Origin of the sequence: Streptomyces vietnamensis, from assembly GCF_000830005.1 — a bacterium.
Taxonomy (GTDB): domain Bacteria; phylum Actinomycetota; class Actinomycetes; order Streptomycetales; family Streptomycetaceae; genus Streptomyces; species Streptomyces vietnamensis.
In genome coordinates this window covers 155,341-181,994 of the sequence record NZ_CP010407.1, presented here as the reverse complement: position 1 = coordinate 181,994, position 26,654 = coordinate 155,341, and the positions used below count along the sequence as shown (strand labels likewise).

Annotated in this window: 22 protein-coding genes and 4 pseudogenes; 11 read left to right on the top strand and 15 right to left on the bottom strand. The window is 69.8% G+C overall.

Annotation, left to right across the window (positions count from 1 at the left end; all coding sequences use genetic code 11):
• Nucleotides 1–111: 111 nt before the first annotated feature.
• Nucleotides 112–2,106, top strand: a complete 1,995-nt coding sequence (locus SVTN_RS00930) for a glycoside hydrolase family 31 protein (RefSeq protein ID WP_052498826.1) — start codon at nt 112–114, stop codon at nt 2,104–2,106.
• Between the two features lie 182 nt (nt 2,107–2,288).
• Here the strand turns inward: SVTN_RS00930 and SVTN_RS00925 are convergent.
• From SVTN_RS00925 to SVTN_RS00910, 4 genes and pseudogenes are all read right to left on the bottom strand, one after another.
• A pseudogene (locus SVTN_RS00925) lies at nt 2,289–3,542 on the bottom strand (GH1 family beta-glucosidase); the annotation flags it as partial.
• A gap of 467 nt (nt 3,543–4,009) precedes the next feature.
• Nucleotides 4,010–6,154 (bottom strand): alpha-galactosidase, encoded by a 2,145-nt coding sequence (locus SVTN_RS00920; protein ID WP_052498825.1) that lies wholly within the window; start codon nt 6,152–6,154, stop codon nt 4,010–4,012.
• 500 nt (nt 6,155–6,654) lie between these two features.
• Nucleotides 6,655–6,990 carry a hypothetical protein gene (locus SVTN_RS00915; protein WP_052498824.1) on the bottom strand — a complete coding sequence of 112 codons (336 nt, stop codon included), beginning with the start codon at nt 6,988–6,990 and terminating at the stop codon, nt 6,655–6,657.
• Nucleotides 6,987–7,802 (bottom strand): phytanoyl-CoA dioxygenase family protein, encoded by an 816-nt coding sequence (locus SVTN_RS00910; RefSeq protein WP_174518218.1) that lies wholly within the window; start codon nt 7,800–7,802, stop codon nt 6,987–6,989. The genes SVTN_RS00915 and SVTN_RS00910 overlap by 4 nt, the downstream gene beginning before the upstream one ends.
• Nucleotides 7,803–7,946: 144 nt before the next feature.
• Here SVTN_RS00910 and SVTN_RS00905 point away from each other — a divergent pair, with 144 nt between their 5' ends.
• Entirely contained in the window at nt 7,947–8,729 is a 783-nt protein-coding gene (locus SVTN_RS00905) for a helix-turn-helix transcriptional regulator (RefSeq protein ID WP_041133375.1), read from the top strand.
• A gap of 124 nt (nt 8,730–8,853) precedes the next feature.
• On the opposite strand, the pseudogene SVTN_RS00900 reads toward SVTN_RS00905, so the two are convergent.
• Nucleotides 8,854–9,261: pseudogene (locus SVTN_RS00900) on the bottom strand (FadR/GntR family transcriptional regulator); the annotation flags it as partial.
• On the opposite strand from SVTN_RS00900, the gene SVTN_RS00895 reads away from it, so the two are divergent.
• The 4 genes from SVTN_RS00895 (at nt 9,257) to SVTN_RS00885 (ending at nt 13,135) form a co-directional block, all read left to right on the top strand.
• Nucleotides 9,257–9,772 carry a hypothetical protein gene (locus tag SVTN_RS00895; protein ID WP_159026401.1) on the top strand — a complete coding sequence of 172 codons (516 nt, stop codon included), beginning with the start codon at nt 9,257–9,259 and terminating at the stop codon, nt 9,770–9,772. The pseudogene SVTN_RS00900 and the gene SVTN_RS00895 overlap by 5 nt on opposite strands.
• 76 nt (nt 9,773–9,848) lie before the next feature.
• Complete coding sequence (locus SVTN_RS45240) at nt 9,849–9,968, top strand: RICIN domain-containing protein (protein ID WP_245727409.1); 120 nt, start codon at nt 9,849–9,851, stop codon at nt 9,966–9,968.
• A gap of 401 nt (nt 9,969–10,369) precedes the next feature.
• Nucleotides 10,370–11,791 (top strand): non-reducing end alpha-L-arabinofuranosidase family hydrolase, encoded by a 1,422-nt coding sequence (locus SVTN_RS00890; RefSeq protein ID WP_052498823.1) that lies wholly within the window; start codon nt 10,370–10,372, stop codon nt 11,789–11,791.
• A gap of 330 nt (nt 11,792–12,121) precedes the next feature.
• Nucleotides 12,122–13,135, top strand: coding sequence for an ISL3 family transposase (locus SVTN_RS00885; protein WP_245727844.1), 1,014 nt, complete (start codon nt 12,122–12,124; stop codon nt 13,133–13,135).
• Nucleotides 13,136–13,149: 14 nt separating this feature from the next.
• On the opposite strand, the gene SVTN_RS00880 is transcribed toward SVTN_RS00885, so the two are convergent.
• Both SVTN_RS00880 and SVTN_RS41670 read right to left on the bottom strand, forming a co-directional pair.
• Nucleotides 13,150–13,668 (bottom strand): DUF2716 domain-containing protein, encoded by a 519-nt coding sequence (locus SVTN_RS00880; protein ID WP_041127373.1) that lies wholly within the window; start codon nt 13,666–13,668, stop codon nt 13,150–13,152.
• A 16-nt stretch (nt 13,669–13,684) separates the two neighbouring features.
• On the bottom strand, nt 13,685–14,095 hold the full coding sequence (locus SVTN_RS41670) for a transposase (RefSeq protein ID WP_159026400.1): 411 nt from the start codon (nt 14,093–14,095) through the stop codon (nt 13,685–13,687).
• Nucleotides 14,096–14,912: 817 nt separating this feature from the next.
• Between SVTN_RS41670 and SVTN_RS00875 the strand changes: the two genes are divergently transcribed.
• Nucleotides 14,913–15,311: a hypothetical protein gene (locus tag SVTN_RS00875; RefSeq protein ID WP_041127372.1), complete on the top strand. Its 399-nt coding sequence runs from the start codon at nt 14,913–14,915 to the stop codon at nt 15,309–15,311.
• Nucleotides 15,312–15,418: 107 nt separating this feature from the next.
• Nucleotides 15,419–15,604 carry a DMT family transporter gene (locus tag SVTN_RS00870; RefSeq protein ID WP_245727408.1) on the top strand — a complete coding sequence of 62 codons (186 nt, stop codon included), beginning with the start codon at nt 15,419–15,421 and terminating at the stop codon, nt 15,602–15,604.
• Between the two features lie 33 nt (nt 15,605–15,637).
• On the opposite strand, the gene SVTN_RS00865 is transcribed toward SVTN_RS00870, so the two are convergent.
• The 4 genes from SVTN_RS00865 to SVTN_RS00850 form a co-directional block, all read right to left on the bottom strand.
• Nucleotides 15,638–16,252, bottom strand: a complete 615-nt coding sequence (locus SVTN_RS00865; protein ID WP_041127371.1) for a TetR/AcrR family transcriptional regulator — start codon at nt 16,250–16,252, stop codon at nt 15,638–15,640.
• 66 nt (nt 16,253–16,318) lie between these two features.
• Entirely contained in the window at nt 16,319–17,200 is an 882-nt protein-coding gene (locus SVTN_RS00860; RefSeq protein WP_041127370.1) for an SDR family NAD(P)-dependent oxidoreductase, read from the bottom strand.
• A gap of 6 nt (nt 17,201–17,206) precedes the next feature.
• Nucleotides 17,207–18,091, bottom strand: coding sequence for a short-chain dehydrogenase/reductase (locus SVTN_RS00855; RefSeq protein ID WP_041127369.1), 885 nt, complete (start codon nt 18,089–18,091; stop codon nt 17,207–17,209).
• Nucleotides 18,092–18,103: 12 nt separating this feature from the next.
• Nucleotides 18,104–19,030, bottom strand: a complete 927-nt coding sequence (locus tag SVTN_RS00850; protein ID WP_052498821.1) for an alpha/beta hydrolase — start codon at nt 19,028–19,030, stop codon at nt 18,104–18,106.
• Nucleotides 19,031–19,364: 334 nt separating this feature from the next.
• Between SVTN_RS00850 and SVTN_RS43020 the strand changes: the two are divergent.
• Nucleotides 19,365–19,696 (top strand): annotated as a pseudogene (locus tag SVTN_RS43020) (IS110 family transposase); the annotation flags it as partial.
• A gap of 443 nt (nt 19,697–20,139) precedes the next feature.
• Here SVTN_RS43020 and SVTN_RS00840 read toward each other — a convergent pair.
• The 3 genes and pseudogenes from SVTN_RS00840 to SVTN_RS00830 form a co-directional block, all read right to left on the bottom strand.
• Nucleotides 20,140–20,969, bottom strand: a pseudogene (locus SVTN_RS00840) (IS5 family transposase).
• Between the two features lie 267 nt (nt 20,970–21,236).
• Entirely contained in the window at nt 21,237–22,160 is a 924-nt protein-coding gene (locus SVTN_RS00835) for an NADP-dependent oxidoreductase (RefSeq protein ID WP_041127367.1), read from the bottom strand.
• Nucleotides 22,161–22,215: 55 nt separating this feature from the next.
• Nucleotides 22,216–22,644, bottom strand: coding sequence for a nitroreductase family deazaflavin-dependent oxidoreductase (locus SVTN_RS00830; protein ID WP_041127366.1), 429 nt, complete (start codon nt 22,642–22,644; stop codon nt 22,216–22,218).
• A gap of 219 nt (nt 22,645–22,863) precedes the next feature.
• On the opposite strand from SVTN_RS00830, the gene SVTN_RS00825 reads away from it, so the two are divergent.
• The gene (locus SVTN_RS00825) at nt 22,864–24,696 is read left to right on the top strand and encodes a glycoside hydrolase family 15 protein (RefSeq protein WP_041127365.1); all 1,833 of its coding nucleotides are present in this window, start codon (nt 22,864–22,866) and stop codon (nt 24,694–24,696) included.
• A gap of 314 nt (nt 24,697–25,010) precedes the next feature.
• Entirely contained in the window at nt 25,011–25,538 is a 528-nt protein-coding gene (locus SVTN_RS00820; RefSeq protein WP_041127364.1) for a YceI family protein, read from the top strand.
• A 202-nt stretch (nt 25,539–25,740) separates the two neighbouring features.
• Here the strand turns inward: SVTN_RS00820 and SVTN_RS00815 are convergent, their stop codons facing one another.
• Complete coding sequence (locus SVTN_RS00815; protein ID WP_052498820.1) at nt 25,741–26,637, bottom strand: MBL fold metallo-hydrolase; 897 nt, start codon at nt 26,635–26,637, stop codon at nt 25,741–25,743.
• Nucleotides 26,638–26,654: the final 17 nt, after the last annotated feature.

Below are 26,654 nucleotides of genomic sequence, written 5' to 3'. Positions count from 1 at the left end.
ACCGGCCCGCCACCGCTTCGCCGGCGGTGGCGGGCCCGGCTCGCGCGACGGAGGAGCCCGGAAACGGCAGTGACACCACCCGACCGACCCCGAGAGCAGAGGAACCGACCCTTGTCCTACAGCATCCGCGCGGGCGGCCTGGAACGGCACACCGCCGCAGAGATCCTCCGCATCGAGCCCTGGGGACCGGACGCCGTCCGGGTGCGGGCCTCGTCCGGGACCATCGACCCCACCGCCCCCGGTGCGCTGGAGAACCCGCGGCCCGCCCCGCACGCCGAGGTGTCCCTGTCGGACGACGGCAGTGCCCGCCTGGTCAACGGCAGCATCGCCGTCGAGGCCTCGGCGGACGGCCGGCTGCGATTCCGCCACGCCGTCTCGGGCCGCGAACTCCTCGCCGAGCGCAGCCCGCACGCGCTCCACACCGGCTCCCGCGTCCACGTGGCCGGCGGCCGGACGGAGCAGTCCTTCGAGGCCTACGACGGTGAACGGCTGCACGGTCTGGGGCAGCACCTGCACGGGCGCCTGGACCAGAAGGGCTGTGTGATCGACCTCGTCCAGAGCAACACCGTGGCGGCCATCCCCTTCCTGCACTCCTCGCGCGGCTACGGACTGCTCTGGAACAACCCCGCCACCGGCCGCGTCGAACTGGGCGTCGACACCACCCGGTGGACCGCCGACGGCGGCGGGCGCATCGACTACTGGATCACCGCGGGCGACACCCCGGCCCGGATCCTGGACTCCTACACCCGGGCCACCGGCCGTCCGCCCCTCCTTCCCGAGTGGGCGTCCGGCTTCTGGCAGTCGAAACTCCGCTACCGCACCCAGGACGAACTCCTGGCCGTGGCACGGCAGTACAAGAAGCGGGGACTGCCGCTGTCCGTCATCGTCTGCGACTTCTTCCACTGGCCGAGGATGGGCGACTGGCGCTTCGAAGAGAGCGAGTGGCCCGGCCCCGCCGCCATGGTCAAGGAGCTGACGGACCTCGGCGTGAAGCTCGCCGTCTCGGTGTGGCCCACCGTCGAGCCCGGAAGCGACGCGTACGGGGAACTGCGCTCGGCCGGACACCTCGTCCGGGACGCGGACGGCGGCCTGCTCACCTTCCCGTGGCCCTCCCGGTACGCCGGGGAAGCACTGATCCGCCCGATGGCGTACTACGACGCCACCCACCCCGGAGCGCGCGCCGCGCTGTGGCAGCGGCTGAACGACAACTACCGCTCGCTGGGCGTGGCGTGCTTCTGGCTGGACGCCTGCGAACCCGATGTGCCCCCGGGCCTCGCCGAGCGCGCCGTCTACGCGGCAGGGCCGGCCGCCGAGGCCGCGAACCTCTACCCGCTGGAGCACGCCCGCATGGCGGCCGAGGGCCTGCGCGCGGTGGGCGAGGACCGGCCGCTGTCGCTGGTCCGCTCGGCGTGGGCGGGCAGCCAGAAGTACGGCGCCCTGCTGTGGTCCGGCGACATCCCCACGACCTTCGACTCCCTGGGGCGCCAGATCAGGGCGGGGCTGAACGTCGCGATGAGCGGCATCCCCTGGTGGAACACCGACATCGGAGGCTTCTTCGGCGGCGACCCGGACGACCCGGAGTACCGCGAACTGCTGATCCGGTGGTTCCAGTACGGCACCTTCAGCCCGGTCATGCGGCTGCACGGGGACCGCGAGCCCAACCACCCCGCCTTCGCCACGGACATGACCGGCGGGCCGAACGAGGTCTGGTCGTACGGGGAGCAGGCGTACAACATCCTCCGCGACCACCTGCTGCTGCGCGAGCGCCTGCGCCCCTACCTGCACGGCCTGTCCGAGGACGCCCACCGCACCGGCGCCCCGCCGATGCGCCCGCTGTTCTTCGACTTCCCCGAGGACGAGCGTTCCTGGGAGGTGGACGACCAGTTCCTGCTCGGCCCCGACCTGCTGGTGGCACCCGTGTACGAGGGGGGCGTCCGGGCCCGCCGGGTGTACCTGCCGTCCGGCACCCGCTGGCTCGACCCGGCCACCGGCCGTGTGCTGGAGGGCGGAACGACGCTCGACGCCGAGGCCCCGCTGGAGCGCATACCGGTCTTCGTACGGGAAGGCGCCGACGTCGCGGCCCGGCTGACGTCTTCTGAGGCCTGACGAAGGAAGGCACGGCCGTGCAAGCTCTCCCTCGAAGTGGTCGAAGTCGGTACCGGGTGCGGCCCGGCTGCCGCCGGTGACGGTGTGGGTCTTCCAGGGATAGGCGTCGGCGACCGGGCCGCCGGGGTGGCGCACCCTTGGGTGGCCGCCCGGCCCGGAAAGGTTGTCGCCCGACCGAAGGTCTAGTCCAGTCCGCCGCGGCGGATGGCCTCGGAGTACCAGTGGGCGCTGGACTTCGGGGTGCGCTTCTGGGTGGCGTAGTCGATGTGGACGATGCCGAAGCGCTTGCTGTAGCCGTACCCCCACTCGAAGTTGTCCATCAGCGACCACAGGTAGTAGCCCCGGACGTCGGCGCCGGCGTCGATGGCGTCGGCGACGGCTTCGAGATGGCCGCGGACGTAGGCGGTCCGCTCCGGGTCGTGGACGGTGCCGTCGGGAGAGACGACGTCGTCGAAGGCGGCGCCGTTCTCGGTGACGAGCAGGGGCAGGCCGAACTCGTGGTGCAAGGTGGTGAGGGTGTCGGAGAGGCCGGTCGGGTCGATCGGCCAGCCCATCGCGGTCACGTTCTCGTCGGCGCGGTGGAAGGCGACGTCCTCGGCGCCCGGCCACACCGAGTGCGAGCCGGTGCCGTGCCCGTCCTCGCACGGGAGGAGCCGGCCCCTGGCGGGGGAGGAGACGACGGTCGGGGCGTAGTAGTTGAGGCCGAGCAGGTCGATGGGGCGGGAGGTTTCGGCGAGGTCGCCGTCGTGGAGCAGGGCGTCCCAGTCGACCAGGCGGGCGGTGTCCTTGAGGAGGTCGTCGTCGTAGCGGCCCTTTAGCATGGGGCCGGTGAAGATCCGGTTGCCGACGGCGTCGATCCGGCGGGCCGCGTCCTGGTCCTCCGGGCGGTCGCTGCGCGGTCGCACCGCGTGCAGGTTCAGCGAGACGGAGAGCTGGGCGGAGGCGGGCAGCGCGGCGCGCAGGGCGCCCACGGCGAGGCCGTGGGCGAGGTTGAGGTGGTGGGCGGCGCGCAGCGCGTCGGCGGGGTCGGTGCGGCCGGGAGCGTGGGCGCCGCCGGCGTACCCCATGAAGGCGCTGCACCAGGGCTCGTTGAGGGTGATCCAGGTGGGCACGCGGTCGCCGAGGGCCTCGGCGGTCAGGGCGGCGTACTCGGCGAAGCGGTAGGCGGTGTCGCGGGCCGGCCAGCCGCCAGCGTCCTCGAGTTCCTGGGGGAGGTCCCAGTGGTAGAGGGTGGCGACGGGGGTGATGCCGTGCTCCAGCAGTTCGTCGGTGAGGGCGCGGTAGAAGTCGAGGCCGTGGTGGGACAGGGGGCCGTGCCCGGTGGGTTGGATGCGGGGCCAGGCGATGGAGAAGCGGTAGGCGGTGAGGCCGAGGTCGGCCATGAGGCGGACGTCTTCGCGGAAGCGGTGGTAGTGGTCGACGGCGGTGTCGCCGGTGAGGAATGGGGTGGACAGGGGGCCGACCGGCCGAGGGGCGTCGTCTTGGAGCAGGTCGGGGGCGGGCGGGTCCGTCGGGATGAGGCTGGTGTCCCAGCGCTTCCTCCACCGTCAGCGGGCCTCGCTCCGGCGCTTCGTGAGCGGCTCGGTGCGGCGGTTGCCGGCCGGACGAGTCGATCGAAGCGCTTCGATACCTGGGTGTCCATCGGGACGCTCTGACGGCGCTTGTCGCAGGTGGTGGCGCGGCGAGTTCCCGAGGTGCTCATACGGGTCGTGGGCGGCAGTAGCGGTCAAGCAGGTCGGGTGCCGGGACTGGCGCCGCCGGCGGGACGGTCCGAGGCGGCGCTCGCCGGGGCCCGCCAGTGGCTGGGACGGGTCCGGGGAACGGGGGGGCGACGGGTATCACCACCAGTAACCCGGGGGACAGGGCCCCGGCGAACGACGTACTCGGGGTGGTGGGCGGAGGACTACTCCTGTGAGGCCGACGGCTGCGCCTGCGCCTCGACCACCAACACGTGGCCCGGACGGTTGGTCAGGTCAGGGGCTGCGAGGCCGACTCGGGCGAGGTACCGGCCGGTGAGGGTGAGTGCGGTCGTACGCCGCGCCCAGGCGGGCCAGGTGTGCTCGGGGGAGGAGAGTTCGGGGCGCACCCGCAGGACGTAGCGGGTCTCGGGGTCCAGGCCCGGGAGGCGTACGGGCGCGCCGTTCTCGGCGACGGAGGTCTCCAGCTGGACGTACGCGAAGACGGCGTGGGCCCGGTCCCGCGAGACGACGCCGTGCACCCAGGCGGCCGGGTCGGGGTGGTCGGTACGGACGACGTCGCCGCCGTGGAGCAGCGGGCGCAGCTGCTTGTAGGCGCTGACCCACGCGGTCAGCGCGGCCAGGTCGTCCTGCGACCAGTTCGAGATGTCGGATTCGATGCCGGCGTGTCCGAACAGGGCGGTGGCGCAGCGGAGGGCGAGCGTGGTGTCGCGGTGGCTGATGTGGGCGGGGGCGGAGCCGATGTGGGAGCCGATCAGCTCGTAGGGCAGGAGCAGGCCGGTCCAGCGCTGGATGGCCTGGCGTTCGATCGGGTCGATGTTGTCCGATCCCCAGATCCGGTCGGTGCGTTCGAGGATGCCGAGGTCGGCGCGGGCTCCGCCGGAGGAGCAGGACTCGATCTCAAGGCCGGTGTGGCGGCCGCGCAGTTCGTCCAGGAGCCGGTAGACGGCCGTGGTCTGCGCGTGCACGCCGGGTCGGCCGTCGTGGACGGCGTCGGCGAGGTCGCGGTTGTGGTCCCACTTGATGTAGTCGACGCCCACGTCCCCGACGAGGGTGCTGATCCGCTCCAGCAGGTAGGCGTGGGCGTCGGGGTGCGCGACGTCCAGGACGTGCTGGCTGCGCTGTTCGAACGGGAGGCGGTCGGGGTCGGCGAGGAACCAGTCGGGGTGGGCGCGGGCCAGGTCGGAGTCGGGGTTGACCATCTCGGGCTCGAACCAGAGGCCGAACTGCATGCCGAGCCCGTGGACGTGGTCGGCGAGCGGGCGGAGTCCGTCGGGCCACACCTTCTCGTCGACGTACCAGTCGCCGAGGCCGGCCCGGTCGTGGCGGCGGTGGCGGAACCAGCCGTCGTCCACGACGAACCGTTCCACGCCGACCGCTGCCGCGGTGTTCGCGAGGGCGCGTACCCGTTCGGGGTCGTGGTCGAAGTAGACCGCCTCCCAGATGTTCATGGTGACCGGCCGGGCGGTGGTCGGGTGCTGTGGCCGGGCCCGGAGCATGTCGTGGAATCCTCGGCTGATTCCGTCCAGACCCGTGCCGGAGGTCGCGAAGTACACCCACGGGGTTCGGTAGGACTCGCCCTCCGCCAGCCGGATCTCACCCGCGTCCAGCAGTTCGCCGCCGCCGAGGACCGTCGTCCCGTCGGCCAGCCGCTCCGCGTACTGGACGTGGTTGCCGCTCCAGGCGGGGTGCACGCCCCAGACCTCGCCGTGCCGGAAGCCGAAGCCCTCGCTGCCGGCGAGCAGCAGCCCGGCGTCGAAGCCCGTGCGGCCGCGCCGGTTCTCCCTCGACCAGACGCCCTGCCGCAGCGGGGAGCGCTGCGGGGAGCGCTCACGGGCCCAGCGGCCGGCGAAGTCCAGCAGTTCCGCGGCGTGGGCGGGGACCGGCAGCACGCAGGCCAGCACGTCCAGGGTGTAGGTGTCCGTCGCCGTGTTGGTCAGGGTGTGGCGCAGCCGCACCACGCCCTGCTCCGTCATCTGCAGCTCGGTGTGCAGCGCGAGCCCCGCGCCGGGGTCCAGGGCCCGCACGTGGACGGTGCCGCCCCGGCCGTCCTGGGCGCGTACGGCGACCGGTTCGGCGAGCTCGAAGCGCGTCGGGCGGACCCGGCCGTCGCGGTGCCCGGCGAGGGTCGGACGTCCGAACCAACCCCAGCCCCGCCCCTGGGAAGGCATCAGGCTCCCGGCCTGGTGGCGCGAGGTCCGGCCCATGGCGTCGAGTACCTGCGCGGCATCGTCGGCGCGGAAGCCGGGATCGACGCCCCAGTGCAATACCCGGGGCATCTCGGGTCCGGTGGCGTCGAGCGCGAGGGCCGTATCACCGGCCGACAGTACGACGAGATTCGCCTCAGTCATTTCGTCCTCGTTCAGGGGATGGTCCTGGTCCAGTGCCCGACGGGTGCCGCGCCACACCCTCGGCAGCAGGGCAGTCGTGGGACACAGGGGCGACGCGGTCACCGCAGCGGCCAACGAGCCGTGCTCGGCGCGGAAGCTTCCTCGTCCGCCCGGGGCCACGTCCGGAGCCGTCCGGCCACAGGCCTGTTCGGTTCCGTCGGGAGTTCTGTTAGCGCTCACAAATGATGCCCTGATCCGCCGCGTTCGCCGGTTCGGGATCCCTACGTCGGCGGGTTGGTTCCGCGCCCCCGCCCGACGAAGTGCACTCCAAGAAATAGCACGTTCGCCCTCGCGCTGAACATCCCACGGCCGGGAACGGGCGCAGGAGCCGCGATGACGGTCCCGGGTCGACAAAGCTGCTCACCGGGCGGCGGCATCGTCAGGAGGATTGGGGGGCCGCACCGACCGACCGCCACGATCCAGGAGGCGGGCCGGGGCGGGCCGATGGTCCCCCTGGCGTGTCATGGCGCCGATGCGTCGACGATCCGTTCGAAGAAGAACTCGTGCTTGAGGAAGGAGACGTCGTACTCGTGACCCGGGTACGGCGGGATCAGCTGGGCGGCCTGGAACAGCCGCCAGCCGTCCCGGAGCGCCGCCACCCCCGACTCGTACGGCGGCTCGTCGCTGTCGCCGGTGGTGGGCGAGGTGCGGCCGGTGCCGTCGTAACGCGACCAGCCGACGACATGGGAGTCCAGCGACGAGTCCGCCAGGTACAGCACGAGCACCTGCTGCCGCAGCACCGGGGCGGTGGCGTCCGCGGTGCCGGCCCGGGCGGGAAGAATCGCTTCGGTCGTCATGCCACGGTTCCCTTCGGGCGGTTGGAGACCCTGGTCACCCAGTGGTCGAGGTCGTAGCTGTCGTCGCCGGTCAGCGCCCGCCACAGCAGGATGCGGTTGTACCGCTCCAGGCGACCGGTCGCCCCCTCGTACCACGGGAACATCGCGTCCAACTCCGCGTTCACCTGCGGATCGTGGAGATCCGAGGTGTCCCACAGCCGTTGTTGACGCACCGTCGGATTGAAGCGGATCTTGAACATGTAGCGCAGCGTGTCGCTGTCGTTGCGCCTGCCCCCGTGCCAGAGGCCGTGGTGTAGAAACACCACCGTCCCGGCCGGGCAGACCAGCCGGTCCTGGCCGCGCAGGTTCTGGTAGCGGCCGGTGTCCGACTCGTTGGTCCGGCGCAGATGGCTGCCCGGCACGCTGAGGGTGCCGCCCATCTCCAGCGTCACCGCCTGCGGGTAGTACATCAGCTGCACATCGAAGGCGTCCGGCCGGACGTCGATGATGGCGTCCCCGTGCAACGCCTGGGCGTCGCCGCCGCGGGGTTCGCGGGTGTGCACGAAGTGGTGGTCCACCCACGGCTCGGGGCCCACCAGGCTGCGCAGCGCCCCTGCGACCCGCGGCAGTTCGAGCAGCCTGCGGACGAACGAGCCCTCGGGGTAGGCCGCGGACAACGGCGTCCCGTACGGAACCGGCGGCACGTCGTCAGCCAGCACCTTCAGGCCCTCGGCGTTCAGCTCCGCCGGGACCACGGCGTCCAGCCGCAGCGATCCGCGCGCGACGAAGCGCGCCATCTGTACTGAGCTGAGCAGTTCCTTCCTGTTCTCCATGGCGGCCACGCTAGGCCTGCCCGCGGCCCCGCCGGGTGGGCCGCGTTCACCCAGTAGTGGTCGATTCTCACCATGCCGTCCTGCGGTGAATCGAGGTCCACGCCCCTGGATCGGGCCGCGGACGCCGTGGTAGGACTCGTGACCATGCACACGGTCATCGCCCGCCTCGACGAGCCTCCGGAACTCGCCGCCGTCGGCATCGGCGTGCACGGGCCGGCCGGCCACGTGGACGTGTTCTCGCTGCCGGACCTGTGGCAGCTCCACCTGTACAGCTACGACGCCGACTTGACGGTCGACGGTACCGAGCACTCGATCCGCCCCGGCCGGGTCAGCCTCGTACCGCCCGGGACCGAAGTCCGCTACCGCTACCGGGGCCGCTCCGAGCACCTCTACGTCCACCTCCGCCTGGGCGCCAGGGGAGCGGCCACGAGCATCCCGGTGATTCAGCCGGCCGGTCCAGAACTGGATTTCCTCGCCGTGCAGCTGCGGCAGGCGTTGGCCGCCTGGCCGCACACGCCGTCACGGGCGGTCGCCGAGGTGTGGGGCGCCCTGTGGCGGGTCGCCCGGCTCGCCCCGCCACAGGATCGGAGCGCGCAAGCCGTCCATCCCGCGGTGGCAGCCGCGGTGGCCTTGATCGAGGCGCGGCTGACGGAGCCCCTGGCGGTGCCGGAGATCGCGAAGACGGTCGGCGTCTCCCACAACCACCTGACCCGGCTGTTCCGGGCTGCCACGGGGGAGACGGTGGTCGGCTACATCCGGGCCCGGCGGATGGAGCGGGCTCGACACTTCCTGCGCGCCACCACGCTCTCCATCCCCGCCGTAGCCGCCTCGGTCGGCATTCCCGACCTGCAGGCGTTCAACAAGACCTGCCGTCGTGAACTCGGGGCGTCCCCGCGCGGCATCCGTGCCGCCCGTCCCGTCCCGTAGGCACCGCGCGACGGCGCAGATGCTCACATGGGCTGATGTCGGGCACTGCGGCGGTGCTGATGAGCGCGGTGGGCCGTCCGGTCCGCCTGTCAGTGGCGGCGCTGCGCCTCTCGTCCCTCGGCTTTCATGTCCACGGGAGGGCTTCTCCCGAACGAAAGTGCTCGCTCAGCCACTGCGCGGTGTTGCTGACGTGCATCAACGCAGCGGCCTGGCTGAGGGAGGCGTCGCGGATCGACAGTGCCCGGAAGATCGCCTCGTGCTCGGAGATGGTCCGGCCCGCGGCCTGGGTGTCGACCAGACCGCGCCAGATGCGGGCGCGCAGCGTACGCCCGGAGACGCCCTCCAGGACCGTGGCCAGGGTCTCGTTGCCCGTGGCCGAGATGACAGCGCGGTGGAACGCGGCATCGTGGGCGTTGAGCCGCTCCACGTCGTCATGGGCGTCGCGCATGGCGTCCAGGTGCCGTTCCACCTCGGCCAGCTGCTCGTCGGAGATCCGGGTGGCGGCCAGCGCGGTGGCGACCGGTGTGATGACCATTCCGGTGTGCAGCCCCGGAGACGGGACCAAGACCCTCTGGCTCGCCCCCGTCGGTACGACGACGTTCGCCGCCGGTCCCACCACGGCCAGCGCGAGCGGCGTCTCGGCGACCATCAGCGTCCCGCAGACGGCGGGTGACCACCACCTCTACGTCGTGAACGCGCAGGGCAACGCGTCCGCCGCGTCGAACTCGATCGTGCGGCAGCGCTGGAACCACGTCGACGACAGGGCGGCCGGTGTCACCTGCTCCGGCACGTGGTCGAACCGGACCGACGCGAAGGGCATGAACGGGTCCGAGAGGTTCACCAGCACCGCGGGCAACCACACCGAGTACGCGTTCACCGGCTCGGACGTCCGCTACCTCGGCATGGCGCAGCCCAACATGGGCAAGGTGGACGTCTACCTCGACGGCGCCCTGGCCCAGGCGGGCATCGACGCCTACGCCGCGACGGTGACGAAGCGGGTGCCGCTGTTCGAGAAGACGGATCTCGCCGCGGGCCCCACATGATCAGGGTCCGGATCGCCAGCCGGACCAGCGCTGGACGCTCATCGACGCCGGAAACGGCTACTACGAGATCAAGAACGTGAACAGCGGCAAGCTGGTCGACGTGTCAGGCGCGTCGACCTCGGCAGGGGCCCGGCTCGTTCAGGCGGCGGACACGAACGCCGGCATCCAGCTGTGGAAGGTGGCGAACGTGGATTGACCCGGTGCGCAGTCACGAGCGTGCTCCCGCGATCGGTCGGGGTGACGGAAGCGAGCATGACGGGGGAGTGCGCCGCCTCCGTCATGAAAGTCGTTGCAGCCATCTTGACGTGCCCATGCGGGCGGGTATTGACTCCGCTGGCATCCAAGATCTCCTCTGCCTCCTCACGGGAGGGCTCACTTCGGCCCTGAATTGTTAGCGCTCACATTCTTGCGGGGCTGTACTTCGCCCTCGCCGACTCGGTCGACGGCAACGCCTTCGCGCGCGGCCGGTCGGGGGTGTACCCCTCCGCCGGCTCCCTCGCCGGCCGACCCCACCTCCTGGCCCACCGTCAGGTAGCACACGTGTCAACGGCAACCGGACCGTGTGACGGCTCCATCCCTTACAGATAGGACATCTCGATGCGTGGACGAAGTTCCCGCCGCAGGCCTCTGTCCGTAGTGCTCACCGCCGTGGTCGCGGCCGTGGTGGCGTTGGCGTCGATGCTCGTCGCAGCCCCGGCTCAGGCGGCCACCAGCGGCGCCTTGCGTGGTGTGGGTTCCGGCCGGTGTCTCGATGTGCCGAACGCCGGCCAGAGCGACGGAACGTTCCTGCAGATCTGGGACTGCTCGGGCGGGACCAACCAGCAGTGGACGTTGACGTCCGGCAACCAGCTGACGGTGTACGGCAACAAGTGCCTGGATGTTCCGGGCCACGCCACCACGGCCGGCACCCGGGTGGAGATCTGGACCTGTCACGGCGGGGGGAACCAGCAGTGGAGGGTGAACTCCGACGGCTCGGTCGTCGGGGTGGAGTCCGGACTGTGCCTGGACGTCAGCGGCGGCGGTACGGCCAACGGGACGGCGGTGCAGCTCTGGAACTGCAGCGGCGCCGGCAACCAGAAGTGGACCGGCCTGTCCGGGACGGGCACCACGTGTGCTCTTCCGTCGACGTACCGGTGGACCTCGACCGGTCCGCTGGCGGAGCCGGCGAACGGTTGGGCGTCTGTGAAGGACTTCACCGACGTGGTCTACAACGGCAAGCACCTGGTCTACGCGACCTACTCCGACGGATCGTCGTGGAAGTCGATGGGATTCGCTCCCTTCGCGAACTGGTCGGACATGGCCTCGGCCACCCAGACCGCCATGCCCTCGTCCGCGGTGGCGCCCACCCTGTTCTACTTCGCGCCCAAGAACATCTGGGTGCTGGCCTCACTGGGGTGGGGGACCGCCTGGCCCTTCACCTACCGCACGTCCAGCGACCCCACCAACCCCGGCGGCTGGTCCGCGCCGCAGCCGCTGTTCACCGGCAGCCTCCCCACCGGCGGCCCGATCGACCCGACCCTGATCGCCGACGACCAGAACATGTACCTGTTCTTCGCCGGTGACAACGGCAGCATCTACCGGGCGAGCATGCCGATCGGGAACTTCCCCGGCAGCTTCGGCTCCTCGTACACCACGGTCATGAGCGACACGGTGCAGAACCTGTTCGAGGCGCCCCAGGTCTACAAGGTCCAGGGCCAGAACCAGTACCTCATGATCGTCGAGGCCCGGGATGCGAACGAGCACCGCTACTTCCGCTCGTTCACCGCCTCCAGCCTGAGCGGCTCCTGGACCCCGCAGGCCGCCACCGCGAGCAACTCCTTCGCGAGCCAGGCCAACAGCGGTGCCACCTGGACCAATGACATCAGCCATGGTGACCTGGTCCGCAACAACCCCGACCAGACCATGACCATCGACCCCTGCAACCTGCAGTTCCTCTACCAGGGCAGGTCTCCCTCCTCGGACGGCACCTCCTACCTGCAACTGCCGTACCGGCCGGGAGTGCTCACCCTCCAGCGCTGACCCGCCCGGTCCACCTGATAGCCGATACTCAACGCCTTGAGGGACCCCGGCCGTACGGCGGCCGGGGTCCCTCGTCCTGTGCGCGTCCGGTTCCAGGGCACCTGGTGCCGGACCGCTGTCGCCGAGCGGCACGCCCAGCGTCGTGGAGGCCACGAAGTGCCTGACGTACGCCGTTGACGAGGATCCTTGAAAATGGTTCTGTCCGCACTTCCGTGAACGAGGTCCGGCCGCCTTGGACGACGGATCGTTCCTCCTGGGCAGCTCTTGGCGGTGGGGGCTACTGCGCGATCGATCGAAGAGCTGCTGTACCCAGACGCCGACGGCGTTGTGATGGAGGGCTTCAGGGCCGACGACTGTCTCGTCATTGCCCGAGCTTTCAGTCGAACGCCCCTCCGCTCATGCTCTGCCTGCGGCGTCCCGTCGAAACGCGTCCACAGCCGGTACGGACGGAGGATCTCTGATCGCCCTGTTGCCGACCGGTCGACGATCATTCTGCTGACGGTTCGCCGGTTCTTCTGTGACAACACCGAGTGCATGCGTCGTACGTTCGTCGAGCAGATCGCCGGGGTCAGTGAGCGACACCGCCAGGCCAGCATGGGGCTGTGTCAGTTGTTGCACGCCATCACGATTGAGCTCGGAGGGCGCCCCGGATCCAGGCTGTGTCGGAAAACGGGTGTGCCAGCGGGGAGAATGCGGCTGCTGAAGCTCCTTCACGCTCCACCCGTTGCACAACGGGCACCGCGCATTCTGGGCGTGGACGAGTTCGCCTTCAGACGGGGACACACCTACGGCACGATCCTCGTCGACGTGGAAAAGCGTCGCCCCGTCGACGTTCTACCCGATCGCACGTCTGAGACGCTCGCGTCCTGGCTCGTTGCCCATCCTGGAGTGGAGATCGTCTGCCGGGATCGAGCCAGTGCTTACACGCGAGCGATCAAGGAAGCGGCGCCGCTTGCAATGGAGGTTGCGGACCGCTGGCACCTGCTGCGGAATCTGTCGCAAGCGGTGGAGAAGACCTGCCAGCAGCATCGAGCCTGCCTGCGGAAGTACGCGGAACGGACGCCTTCCCCGATACCCCGCATGCCGCTGCTGGAGGCGCAGCCTCCCACGTTCATCGTGCAGCGCGTTCAGCAACGATACGAACTCATCAACCGCATGCTCGACAAGGGCTACCCGCTGAGCGAAGTGGCTCGCAGAGTCGGCCTGGACCGGAAGACCGCCCGGCGCTATCGCGACACCGAGCTCGACGTTCTGATCGTGTCCGCCCGTGATCGGCGCAACGTCCCCCTGGACCGCTACGAGCCCTTCCTTCTGCTGCGGGCACGTATTCTCGCGAGATCCTGAGCCCGGGCCCAGGATCAGGCCGGGCCTACCGCCTTTCCCGACCTGCGGATCGGCGGGCCAAGAACCTTGTCGACTTCCGTGGCCGCGACGTCGAGGAGTTCCTCACCGAACAAGCAGAGAGACCCTTCCCAAGGGTGGCCAAAACTGCCGAAGCGGAAGTCCTCCGCAAGGAAGAAGAAGTAGTCCCCGTCGGGATACGGGCTCAGCGGCCAGGCCGGTCGCCCAGGACCGCCGACCCCCTGCGGTGCGAAGCGGTACGACGTGTGCTGCCAGTCGAGGGCGAACAGAGTGCTCGACGGGCCGACGCAGTAAGACAGCCCCTGCTCGACGACCGCGACCAGGCGGTCCAGACGCTCGTCACCCGGATCATCGTCAAGTGCGGCGAGGCTCCAGGTCACCGACGCGACGGGCTCCTCGATGGCCGGCCACTTGATCGTACTCGTACTCGGACGGAAGCTGAAATCCTCGTAGAAACGGTCCCATACACGTCGGTACTCGGCCTCCGGCAGCACGACCACGGGATCTCCGAGCATGCCGCGATTCTACCGTTCAGCAACGTTCGAGAATCGCGTGATTCGCTTCAGGTTGTACCCAGGTTCTGTCGTCCAATGTCACGCCCATCAAGAGTGAGGTGAGGGCGACGGCTGCTTCGTAGGGTTCGGCGGCTTTGTCGTATCGGGTGGCGCTGCCGCGGCACTGCTTCACGTAGTTGAAGCACCGTTCCGCGACATGGTGGTGCTTGGAGACCGCGCGGTCGAAGGCCGACGGCCGACCTCTGTGGCTGCCGCGCCGGGCGCGGATCGCTTTCGAGCTGTAGCCCTTGTCGTCCAGGACGTGATCGGGTCGGATGCGGGGCCGCCCGGGTCCGGGTCGGGGCACCCGGATCGCTTGCATCACGGTGGTGAACCGGGTGCAGTCGTTGGTGTTGCTGCGCGTCGGCGCGGTCCACGGCGTCGTCACAGGGCTGTGTTCCGTTCCGCCGCCGGGACCGCTGGAAGCGCGAGGCGGCATCACCTGCTCTCCACGGCAGGACCACTTCGTGGCTCAGGGACTCGGTCGCCCCACGCAGTGTCTCCCGGCCCGCCTTGGCGGGGACGGTCAGACGAAGCCGAGCTTCTTCGGCGAGTAGCTGACCAGCAGGTTCTTCGAGTGCTGGTGGTACACGCCTCGCGTGGCCGCTGACCAGCGGAAACGGCCATGATTCGGCCTGGCTGTAGGCGGCTGGTCCGTGTATGGCCCGAATCTTGATCGGCCTCGTCCCTGGCCCCGAAGAGCGACCGCCATGCGGGAGCAGTTCGCACCGAAGGACGACAGCCGCTCAGCCCCGCCCCCTTATGGCCGCGATGAGCCGCGAGTCGTGATCCTTACACCCCCGCTCGCGCGGGGACCACGGCACCGCCCTGTGCATCACCACCGCGACCCGCGGAACACCCCCCTCGCGCGAAGACCACCCGCCCCGGGACGGCCGCCTCTAGCGACTAACCGGTCCGGCAGCGAGGTGGAGGAGAATGGTCCCGCGCAGGTCTCAGTGAGGCGGAGGGGCGAGGGGTGCTGTACGAAACCGCAAAGATGGCGCTGGAACAGCTCACGGACGATCGGGCCCTGGAACGGGTGGCCCTGCGAGTGCTCCGGAAGCGCTACCCCAATCTCCGCCTCACCAGCGCCACCGGTGAAACCGGCCTCGACGGCTACGATCGCCCCTTGTTCGAGGGCGAGATCGACGTCGCGCTGTGGGTCAGTATGCAGCGTACGTGGACCAACGAAGCTCACCATCGAGTTGCAGAAGCACAAGCAGCACGGGCGTACTGCGCCGGCCATCTTCGTGACGAACCGTTCGACGAACGACATCTCGAAGAAGAAGCAGAGGGATCGGGCGAAGAACGACTTCGGGGTGGACCTGGAGATCGTCGACCTCGGCGATCTCGTCGTCGAGCTTGAGTCGGACGACCTGCGCTGGGTGGCCGAGACCGAGCTGGGGGTCCGTCCGCGCCGGCCCAGGGCCCTGGCCACTGCGGAGGTGTACCTGGATCGGCTCTCCCGCACGGTGCCGGGGATGGCCGCTGAGCTCCGCGGCACTGCCGAAATCGAGAATCAGCTCCGCGCCCGGCTCGCCCCGGAGTCTTATGAGAGGGCGGGATGTGAGCTGATGTCCGTTTCGTCGTTGTGGATGAAGTAGCCTTCGCCTGACGACTTCGGACGTGGCAGGTGAACAGCCCTGGCTCTGGCTCGGTCAGGATGTTGCGCCCGGTCAGGCGCCCAGGTCCATCGCCTCGCACACGCCCCGTGCCCGCAATCGCCCGTGGTCTGCAGGTGGGCATCGTCTACGCGGTCTGGTCGAGTCTGGGCACCACCCTCATCGTGCTCGTCGGCGCATTGTTGCTAAACGAACCGTTGACACTGGCCAAGGTGACCGGGGTCGCCCTGGTGATCGCGGGGGTCGTGATCCTCAACCTCGGCGGTGCGCATTGACCGGCTCCGGGCACAGGTCGGCCCGGGCGGACTTCAGCGGGCGAGCAGTCCGCGGAGAACCACCCTTTCCACAGCTGCGACGAGTTCCGTCACATGGGAGGCGTCAGCGCGGAGTCGGTCGGCGCGCCAGGAGAGGCCGAGAACGCCGTTCATGGCCGCCCACAACGCGGTGGCGGTGGTGACGGGATCGAGGTCGGCGGCGAGCGAGCCGTCGGCCACCCCGTCGGCCAGGGCGGCGGCGAGTTTGGCGTTCTGCTCGTCGACGAGCGCGGCGACCCGTTCCAGGGCCGCGGGTTCGTCCGGCGGCTCGGCCAGCAGGCGGAACTGGTGCGGGCGCTCGGCGGCGAAGCGGACGTACGCGGCCGAGGCGGCCCTGATGCGTTCCACGGGGGTGCCCGGGGCAGCGTAGGCGTCGTCCATGTAGGTCCGGTTGTCCTCGAGTGCCCGCTCGGCAACCGCGATGAGAACGGCCGCGCGGCCGCCCACGCGGTTGTACACCGTCTGCACGGCGACATCCGCGCGTTCGGCGATGCCTTCCAAGGTGACCGCCTCGGGGCCTCCGGCGGCCAGCAGTTCCTCGGCGGCGTCGACGATGGCCGCACGGGTTGCGGCGGCCCGACGTGTCGTGCGTGTGACCTTGATTGTCATGGTCTTCGCTACTTTACGAGGTGTTCGAACGGCCGGACCCCCCTGGGCCGCTTCCTTCAGCGGATTTCAGTGGGAACCGGCCTGGTGGCGCTCGTGCACCGCCGGGTCGTGCCAGCCCGACGCCGAGGCGAGGCCGAGGGCGCGCTGGACCGTCTGAGGGCGGAAACCGACACGTTCGAGTACCGGCCGGAACAGACCGGGAGCGTTCGCGGTCAGGGTGAGGGACCTGGGGACGACGACGCGGTCCGCACGGCGCTCGATGCCGCGGACGATGCCGGCGATGACCTTCTCCAGCGGCACCATCTTCCACAGCCCCTTGGAGTTGCCGCCCCAGAGGGCGTGCCCGGCCGGGTCCGCGGTCACGTCGTCCATCATCGGAGTGCGGAAGAACGTGGGGTGGGCGCTGCCGACACCGACACCCAGGTGGCGAACCTCCAGGCGAAGGCTGTCGCACATCGCCCACACGCCGGCCTTGCTCGCGGTGTAGGAGATCTGGAGCGGCGAGTGCACGAAGGCGGCCATGGACGAGACGGCGAGCAGGTAGCCCTCGTGGCGTTGCACGTGGGGGAGTGCGGCACGGAAGGTGCGCCAGACCCCGTTGAGGTTGACGTCGATGACACGTTCGTAGGCCGACGGGTCGATGGTCGCCATCGGGGCCATGGTGTCGATCCCGGCGCCTGCGATGACGATGTCGAGGCGCCCGAAGTGCGTGGCGGCCTCGTCCATGGCTTGCTGCAGGCCGGCGAGGTCGCGTACGTCGGCGTGCCAGCCACGGGCGACTGTTTCGTCTCCCAGGTCCTGGGCTTGGGCCGTGGTAGCCGCGAGGCTGAGGTCGAGCAGCGCGAGGTTGGCGCCGCGCCCGCGCAGGGCCCGGGCGAGGGCAGCGCCCAGGCCGCCTGTGGAACCAGTGAGGACGACGGTGCGCCCGGCCAGGTCGTAACGGGTCATGACGGCCTACCTCGGTGAGTTGGTCTGCGGGGACTTGCCTGTGGGGTCGGCGGATTCCTCGAGTCGGCGCAGGAGTCGGCGCAGTTCGGGGTGGCGTTCGGCGATGAGATCGGTGACGGGGTTAAGGACGCCGCGCAGGGCCGAAAACGGTGCCCACCTGCGGGGGACCATGACACGGGCCGAGCGGTTCTCGATGCCGCGGACGACGGCGTCCGCGATGCGCGTGGGGGCGATGGCCTTGCCGAGCAGGGACGGGAAGGCGATCTCGCGCATGCGGGTGGTGATGTCGTTGCTTCCGAAGGCTGCTCCAGCGATGGGCGTGTGGACCCAGCCGGGGTAGAGCACCCCGGCGCTGGCGCCGTGGATGCCGAGTTCGGCGCGCAGGGCGCGGCCGAACTGCTCGACGCCGGCCTTCGACATGGCGTAGGGGGCGTTGGTCATGCCGTTGAAGTAGGCGTACACCGAAGCGGTGACCAGGACGTGCCCGCGCGCCGCGATGACGTGCGGCAGTGCGGCGCGAACGGTGCGCCAGACGCCCAGCAGGTCCACTTCGACGACGCGCTCGAACATGGCCGGGTCGATGGTGGCGATCGTCGCCGGCGGATCGGCCGCGATCCCCGCGTTGGCGAAGACGACATCCAGGCCGCCGAACCGGTCGACCGTACGGTCCACCGTGTCGGCCAGTGCGGCGCTGTCGGTGACATCCACCGACAGCGCCAGTGTCCTGTCGCCGCCGAGGTCGCGGGCGAGGGCCGATATGGCGTCGATGCCCCGGTCGGCGAGGACCACGTTGGCTCCGCGCGAGTGCAGCGTGCGGGCGGTGGCCGCACCGATGCCTCCGGCTGCGCCGGTGATGAAGACGGTCTTCCCCGCAACCGGGTAGGTGGGCATCTCGTACCTCTTTTAGGGTGTCGTGGGTCCCGGGGCTTCACCAGCTGCGGAGCCGATGGGGACGTGCCGCGCCAGGAAGGCGAGCTGGTCCGTGACAACGCGTTCGAAGGGCTCGCCGAGGTAGATGTCGAAGTGGCCGTCGGGGTAGAGGCGGATCTCGCCGCGCGGGGCCCTGCGGGCATGGCGCAGGGTCGGCCGTGCGGGGGCCACGCTGTCGTGCTCGCATACGCAGAACAACACCGGGCATGCGATCTTCGCGGTCCGGCGGCCCGGCCGGTAGCGGAGGATGTCCAGGGCGAACCGCGCCGCAACCTGGTTAGAGAAGGGCGCGTCGTTGGGCACGAGGGCCAGGTAGCCGGGCTCGGCGTCCGCAGCGGCCATCAACGCGGCGGATCCGGGCGGCCCCGCCGTCGCGACCATGACGGGAGGGCGCCCAAGGCGGGCGCCGACCACGTCACGGACCGCGCGGGCCATCACCTTCACCGAGGTGTCCGGGCGCATCGCCAGGGCAGAGGCGACACCGTCGGTGAACAGGCCCTGAGCGATGACGGCGGCGACATCCGGGTCCTGCGCGGCTGTCGCCAGGACATGGCCGCCGCCGAAAGAGGTGCCCCACAGCACCACGCGCCGGGGGGCGACCTCCTGCCGGGAGCGGGCGAAGGCCACAGCCGCCTGCCAGTCCTGAAGCTGTCGGCGGATGCTCAGGAGCTGGCGGGGCTGGCCCCCGCTGGCGCCGAAGTGTCGGTAGTCGAAGACCAGGCAGGCGTATCCCGCGGCGGTGAAGCGCTCGGCATAGGCATCCAGACGCATTTCCCGGACCCCACCGAGACCGTGGGCCATGACCACCACGGGACGCCGCCCCCCGCCCTCGGGCAGGTACAGCCAGGCGTGACACTCGTCCGGCCCTGAAGGAAACGTCACATTCAATCGGGCGGTCATCGGACCTCCGTAACACGGCTCGCATCGTGGGCTCGCGGAAACTTGGAAGTGCTTCCAATGTTGGAAGGTAATCCAATATTGCGGGGCTGTAAAGCAAGTCGGCGGCAACGAACACGCCACGTCTCCGCTGGGTCCTGAGCCACGCCCTACGTCAGCGCCGCGCTGACCGACTGGTCGGCGAAAGGGACGATGACCGGCGGAACAGCGAGGCCGGCGTGCCCCTCGGAGACGGGGCCGCCATGTCCTTGGCGGACGTCGCGACGCGCATGCGACCCGAACGCTGTCGGCCCACAGGGCGGTCGGTGGTCTAGGCAAAGAACGGCCGACGGTCCGAGTGCGCTTCCACGGCCTCGACCTGGACGCCGAGGGCAGCGTGTTGCTGTCGCGGCGTGTGGCCAACGACGAGCCCGAGCTGCTCACGTTCATCGGCGCTGTCTTGGCCCTGGCGGACGGAAGCCAGGTGACCTGGGCGATCGACATGACCGGCGCGAACTGGCGTTGCTGCTCGCCCTCCTGCGCAACCACGGCCAGGAGGTCCTCTACCTGCCTGGCCACCTGGTGAACCGGGCCGCCGACGTTTACCGCGGCGAGGGCAAGACCGACGCCCGGGACGCGCATGTCATCGCGGACCAGGCCCGAATGCGCCGTGATCTGCGGCCGATCCGCTCGGCCCTCGTCTGACGACCACGGACATGGCAGGGTGAACAGCCCCGGTTCCGGCTCGGTCAGGATGTGGCGCCCGGTCAGGCGCTTGAGCTTCAAACGGACATTGTTGATGTTGTTCGGAGCCGGGTCCAGGTCCATCGCCTCGCACACGCCCCGTGCCCGTAGCGGACCGCCTGCCTGGGCGAACACCGCCATGATCTCCTGGTAGGCCGCCCCGTCCGGCAGCTCCGGGGCGGACGCCGACGGCGCGGGCGGGTCGGGGTCGGGCAGTTCCAGCAGCGTCTTGCGGGTGATCCGCACTTCCTCGGCGGCCCGGCCGAGTTCGTCCAGCACGGCGGTGAGCCGCGTGATCTGCTCACGGGTCTCTTCGGCCTGCTCGACGATCTCCCGCTCGCGCTCCTCCAGACGTACCAGCACCGCCCCCAGGGTCAGCTCCCCGCTGGTCATGCGCCGCGCCAGGAGGTCGCACTGCCGGTCAGCCGACGGGCCATCACGCCGCTTATCGCCCAGTAGACCCGGGACTCGGCCGAGGCAGGTCAGTGCTCGTAGTCGCGTACCAGCCGCCGGTGCAGCATCAAGATCCCGTTCGTCTGCTCCACCCGCCGGCGGATCGGCTGCGGGACGAACCCGGTCTCGGCCGGGTTGCGCTCGACGACTTCGACGTCGATGCCCACCCGCTGACCGTGGTCCACGACGGTCTTCTTGAACCCCTGATCCACCAGAGCCTTCGTCACGGTGCCGCCGCTACCGGCTGCGACCTTGTCGAGCAGAGCGGTGCCGAAGGCGTTGTCGTGGACGGAGGCGGCCAGCACCACCACGGCGATCACCAGACCCAGCACGTCCACGGCAAGCCCCCGCTTACGTCCCGGCACCTTCTTCGCCGCATCGCGCCCCGTCGTCTCGGCCGGCACCCCGGCCGCCGCGTGCAGGCTCTGGGTGTCGAGCACCACCAGGCTGACGTCGGCTAATCGGCCCCTCTTCTCGCGGACCTGCCAGCGCAGAAGGTCGTGAATGACCTGGTCAGTGCCATCGTCACGCCACGTGTAGAAGTAGTACTTCACCGCCCCAGCAGGCGGCAGGTCGTGCGGAAGGTACTCCCACTGGCAGCCGGTCCGGGACTGGTAGAGCAGCGCGTTGACGATCTCCCGCATCGCGTAGCGGCCCTCATGTCCGCTGACGGGGGGTGCTGGGCCTTCCATGCGGTGATCACCGGCTCGACCAGCGCCCAGCGTTCGTCGGATAAGTCGCTCTTGTAGGACTTGCGGTCGCTCACGCAGCCAGCTCAGTACGGCGCCAGCCCCGCGACCCGGCGGAGGCGGCAAGGCCACACGTTCAGGCGACGACAGAACGGACATCACCTTTCATTCCGCCCTCTCAGACCACTGCGCCACGCGACGGCGACCATCGAACTCACCGCCATGACGAGATCCACCCCCGGCGCCCTGGCCGAACGCCTCACCGCCATCGCCACGCAACTGTCCACATCCCAGGCACCGCCACCGCACAGCTGACCCAGGACGCGAAGCGCGTGCTGGTCCTGCTAGGGCCTGAGCACGATCTTGCCGTGGGTGTGCCGGCGTTCGAGCTCGGTGTAGGCATCGCGGACCTGCTCCAGCGGGTAGACGTTCGCGATCGGCACCTCGACGTGTCCGTCCGCGATCAGGCCGGCCAGCTCGGCGAGCACCTTGGCGCCCGGCCCGGCCGCTGTCCCCCCGTCGGTCTTCACCCCGTACTTTGCGGCGGCCGCGAAATCGGCGATGGTGTCGATCCGATCCGTCGCGACGCCGAGGGCGAGGGCCAGCTCGACGTACCCGTGGCCGTAGGTGTCGATGAAGGCGGCCACGCCACGGGGCGCGACGGCCCTGATCCGGTCCGCGACGCCGTCACCGTACGCGACCGGGATCACACCGTGGCTCTTCAGCCACTCGTGGTTGCTCTCGCTCGCCAGGCCGACGACCGTGGCCCCGGTACGGCGCGCGAGCTGGACGGCGAGTGAGCCGACGCCGCCGGCGGCGCCGGAGACGACGACGGTCTCGCCCTCCTTGGGCTGCACGGCCTGTACCGCCCCCCACGCGGTCACGCCGATGACGTACAGGCCGCCGGCCACCTCCCAGGAGACCTTCTCCGGCTTGAGCGTGAGGTCGCCCTCCTCGACCAGGACCAGCTCGGCCTGGGACGCCCGCTTGTTGCTGAACCCGATCACCTCGTCACCGGGCCTGAATCCGCCGCCCCCGGCGCCCACCTCCTCGATGACTCCGGCGAGGTCGCTGCCCTGCCCGGAGGGGAACGTCGACGGGAACATTTCTGCCAAGGCCCCTGTGCGGATGACCGCCTCACTGGGGTTGATGCCTGCCGCCTTCACGCGTACGAGGACCTGCCCGTCCGCAGGCGCGGGGCGTTCCACCTCGTCGACCCGCAGCACGTCGATCCCGCCGAACTCGTTGTACCTGACAGCCTTTGGCATGATCTCTCTCCTTCGACGCCGGGTCCCGGTCCAGGCGAACGCGCGGGGGCTGGGGCTACGCCCGCCGAAGCTCAAGCACAGGAATGGTGCGGACCCCAGCGGTGCGACGTTCGTAATCGGCGAAGCCTGGGTAGCGTCGCGCCTGCTCGGCGTAGATGCGGTCGCGTTCGGCGCCGTGCACATCGCGGACGGTCACGTTGTATGTGTCGGTTCCGCGTTCGACGGCGCCGACACCGCTGGCGGTCAAGTTGCGATACCAGTCCGGGTTGGTGGGTCCTCCGCCCGTGGTTGCGAAGACGTAGACGATGTCCGGCTCGGTGTCGTGCGGGAGGTACATCGCCGGATTGACGTACTCCCGCCCGCTCTTGCGACCGCGGTGATGCAGCAGGACCAGAGGGGCGCCCTCGAACACTCTGCCGACCCTGCCCTCGTTCGCCCGGAACTCCGCGATGGTCTTCGCGTTCCAGTCGTGCGGTTCGCTCATGTCGAATTCCTGTCGTTCGGCCTGCTTCCCATGAGCGTCCACTGTGAGTCTTACCGCCGCGCAGGTGAGGAGGCATCACCGGAATGAGGTGATTCGCGCGCCTGGCACATGAGAAACACTGTTCGTGGACCGCGCGCACATCCGGGGGCGATCTACCATGAAAGCCGAGGTCTTCTTGATCCCCACACCTGCCCGCAGTGAGACGGTAGGGAGGCCGGCATGGAATTCGAGAACGGATCCGGGCGAGGGGACGGCTCACGCTATCTGCCGATTTCCGAGCACGGCCTGATCGGTGATCTTCGCACCGCCGCGCTTGTCGGGACCAACGGCACGATCGACTGGTACTGCCCGCCGCGCTTCGACGCACCAAGCGTGTTCGCGTCCCTCCTCGACGCCGAGAAGGGTGGATCGTTCGAACTGGCCGCCGACGTGCCGGCGCGTACGCGGCAGTTCTACTTCCCCGACACCAACGTGCTGATCACACGGTTCTACGCCGCCGACGGCGTGGCGGAGATCCAGGACTTCATGCCGATCCTCGACGAGTCACGCGAGGCCGCCAGGCACAGACTGATCCGGCGGGTGATATGCGTGCGGGGAAACCTCCCGTTCGGAGCGCGAATAGCTCCGCGCTTCGGCTACGGCGCCGAAGCCCACACGGCACGCGCACAGGCCCACGAGGCCATCTTCGAGTCCCCGTCGATCTCACTGGCGCTGACCTCCACCGCCCCGCTCGAATGCGACGGCACCGACGTGTGGTCGCACTTCAAGCTCCTCGAAGGCGAGTCCGTGGTGTTCGCCCTCGACCAGATCAGCGACGACGTCCGCCCGCGGGCCTGTCCGCACTCCGAGGCGGAGGAGCAGTTCCAGGCGACGGTCAAGTTCTGGAGCCACTGGCTGGGCCAGTCCCGCTACCGCGGCCGCTGGCGGGAGATGGTGCACCGCTCCGCCCTGGCGTTGAAACTGCTCACCTACGTGCCGAGCGGTGCGATCGTGGCCGCGCCGACGACCAGCCTGCCCGAGCAGGTCGGTGGCGAGCGCAACTGGGACTACCGGTACGTGTGGGTCCGCGACGCCGCCTTCTGCGTGTACGCCATGCTCCGCCTGGGCTTCACCTCGGAAGCCGAGGCATTCATGGGCTTCCTGTCCGAACAGGGCATCGGGAAGGGCACCGGCCCCACCGGCCCGCTGCAGATCATGTACGGCATCGACGGCCGCAGGGACCTGCCCGAGTCCGAACTCGCTCACCTCGAGGGGCACCTGGGATCCGCTCCCGTGCGGGTGGGAAACGCTGCCACCAAACAGCTCCAACTGGACGTCTACGGAGCGCTGATCGATTCCGTCTACCTGTACGACAAGTGGGGGCAGCCCATCAGCAGCGACCACTGGGACGAGGTCGGCGCCGTGGTGGACTGGCTCTGCGACCACTGGGACCAGCCCGACGAGGGCATCTGGGAGACCCGAGGCGGCCGGAAGAACTACGTCTACTCGCGGCTGATGTGCTGGGTGGCGATCGAACGGGCCATCCGGATGGCCAACCGGCGCGGCCTGCCCGCCGATCTTCCCCGCTGGCGGCAGAACCGGGACGCGATCTACCGGCAGATCATGCGAGAGGGCTGGTCGGCCGAGCGCGGTGCGTTCGTCCAAGGGCTGGGCGACGACGTGCTCGACGCTTCCGTGCTCATGATGCCGATGGCCAAGTTCATCTCGCCCACCGACCCCAAGTGGCTCGCGACCCTGGACGCGCTCACCACGGATCTGGTCTCCGACTCGCTGGTCTACCGCTACGACCCGGAGGCCAGCCCGGACGGACTGCGGGGCTCCGAGGGCACGTTCTCGATCTGCTCCTTCTGGTACGTCGAGGCGCTCACCCGCGCCGGACGCCTGGAGGAGGCCCGGCTTGCCTTCGAGAAGATGCTCACCTACGCCAACCACCTCGGCCTCTACGCCGAGGAGATCGGCCGGACCGGGGAACAACTCGGCAACTTCCCCCAGGCGTTCACCCATCTCTCGCTGATCAGCGCCGCCTTCAACCTCGACCGCGCCCTCGGCTGACTCCGGCCGCCACCTTGCTGCTCGCAGGCCGTCTCGGGCAGGTATCAGCGTCGCTCCGCCGCTGGGTCAGGCGTGTACCTGGGTCCCGGCACGTGTGCCCACTGGCGGGCCGGCGTGAGCCTTCAGGGGCCTTCTCCCCGCAGGGATGTCTCAGCGCCGCGACCCGCATCGGAAATCACCGGATGCCGGTGACGGGCGATCACCTCGCGGGCCGTGATCCTGGGAACGATCGAGAAGACGGGCACCGCGTCGGGGCAGGGCTCACGGCCGTGGCATCAGCACGCCTTCACCGGACCAGACATGAAGAGGTCGTCATGACCACCGCATCGCCGAAGCCGGGACAGTACGCCATCGACGGGCCCCGTTCCGAGATCACCTTTGTCACCAAGCACATGTTCGGGCTGGGCACCGTCCGAGGCAGCTTCCGGCTGCGCGATGGAAGCGTCTCCCTCGCCGAGCCGCTCACCGGAAGCCGCGTACACGCCGTCGCCGACGCGGGCAGTTTCCACACCGGCAACAGCAACCGGGACCGACAGGTCGTGTCCAAGGCTCTGCTGGACGCGGACGCCTACCCCGAGATCGTCTTCACCTCAACCCGGGCCGAGCTGGACGCGGCCGGCGCCTGGGCCCTTCCGGGGCAGCTGAGCGCCCATGGCGTCCGCGCCCCTGTCACCTTCACCGTGACCAAGGCCGAGGTCGACGGCGACGAGATCGCCGTGGTGGCCACCGCGACCGTCGACCGCTACGCCCACGGCGTCACCAGGCTCAAGGGCGTGGCGGCGCGCTACCTGCAGCTGACCGCCACCGTCCGCGCCCGCCATGCCGACGCAGGCTCGGCCTAGCACAGACGCGAGGATCGTGCCGACGCGACGATGCCGCTGTCCTGAGACTGCGCACCTCAGTTGGCACCTGCGCACTTGAGTTGGCACCTTGCGCGCCGGAGTTGGCGCGCAGGTTACTCCCGCTACACCCCTGATCTGGGACTTTCTCTGGTTTCGGCTTCTGCCGGTGTTCGGGTCGGCTGTGCTCTTCGTGTGGGATCGGCTACTGCCGCCAGGCTGCGACGAGGTTCTGCACGGGGTCGCCGCCCTCTCGTGCGAGGTAGAGCGCACGTGTGCTGACCCAGAGAACGGTCGGGCCCAGGTGTGTCGGGTAGCGCTTCAGCATCGCGTCGAAGAACTCGGCCGGGGTGTCGTGCGCGGCCAGGGCGGCCTCGGCGTCGTCGAGATACCGGCGGGTCTCGACGATGAGCCGATCCGCGTCGTCGTCGAGGTGCTTGTTCTGGTGGCTCGCCACGATGCGGCGCGGCTTCAGCGTGGCGACGGTGTCGATGGCCTTGCGCCAGGGGCCGAAGTCGCCGTCGGGGGACTCGGCGAGGTACATGTGCACTCCGTTGTAGAGCACGTCGCCGGCCACCACCAGGTCGAGGTCCGGCACGTGCAGAACCGCGTTGTCGTCGCTGTCCGCGTGCCCCACTTCGACGATGCGGAGGTCATGTCCTTCGAGGGTGAGGCGGTTGCCGGGAGCCGTGACGGCCGTGACCGGGGTCGGGGGGATCTGGCCAGGCCACAGTACGTCCCACAGCACCTCCCGGGCGTACACGTTGTTGTGCATCCGTGCGATGGCGCCTGCAGTGGCGACCACCTGGGCGCCGAAGCGCTCAGCGAGCACCCGGGCGGTGAACCAGTGGTCACCGTGCCCGTGGGTGGCGAAGATGTGCGTCAGCCGCTTCCCGCTCGCCTTGACCCAGTCTCCGACCTGCTCCGCCTGCTCGCGGGTCAGCGGCGGGTCGACGAGCGCGGCGTCCTGACGGCCGTGGATCAGGGTGACTGCGAGGGGCTGGAAGGCGCGGGGCTGTCCGTTGGGCAGCGGCCCGGGACCGTTCATCGGCAGCGGGTCCGCCACGAACACGTCGTAGCCGATGTCAGTGTGGGTGGACATGATCTCTCCCGTCGATC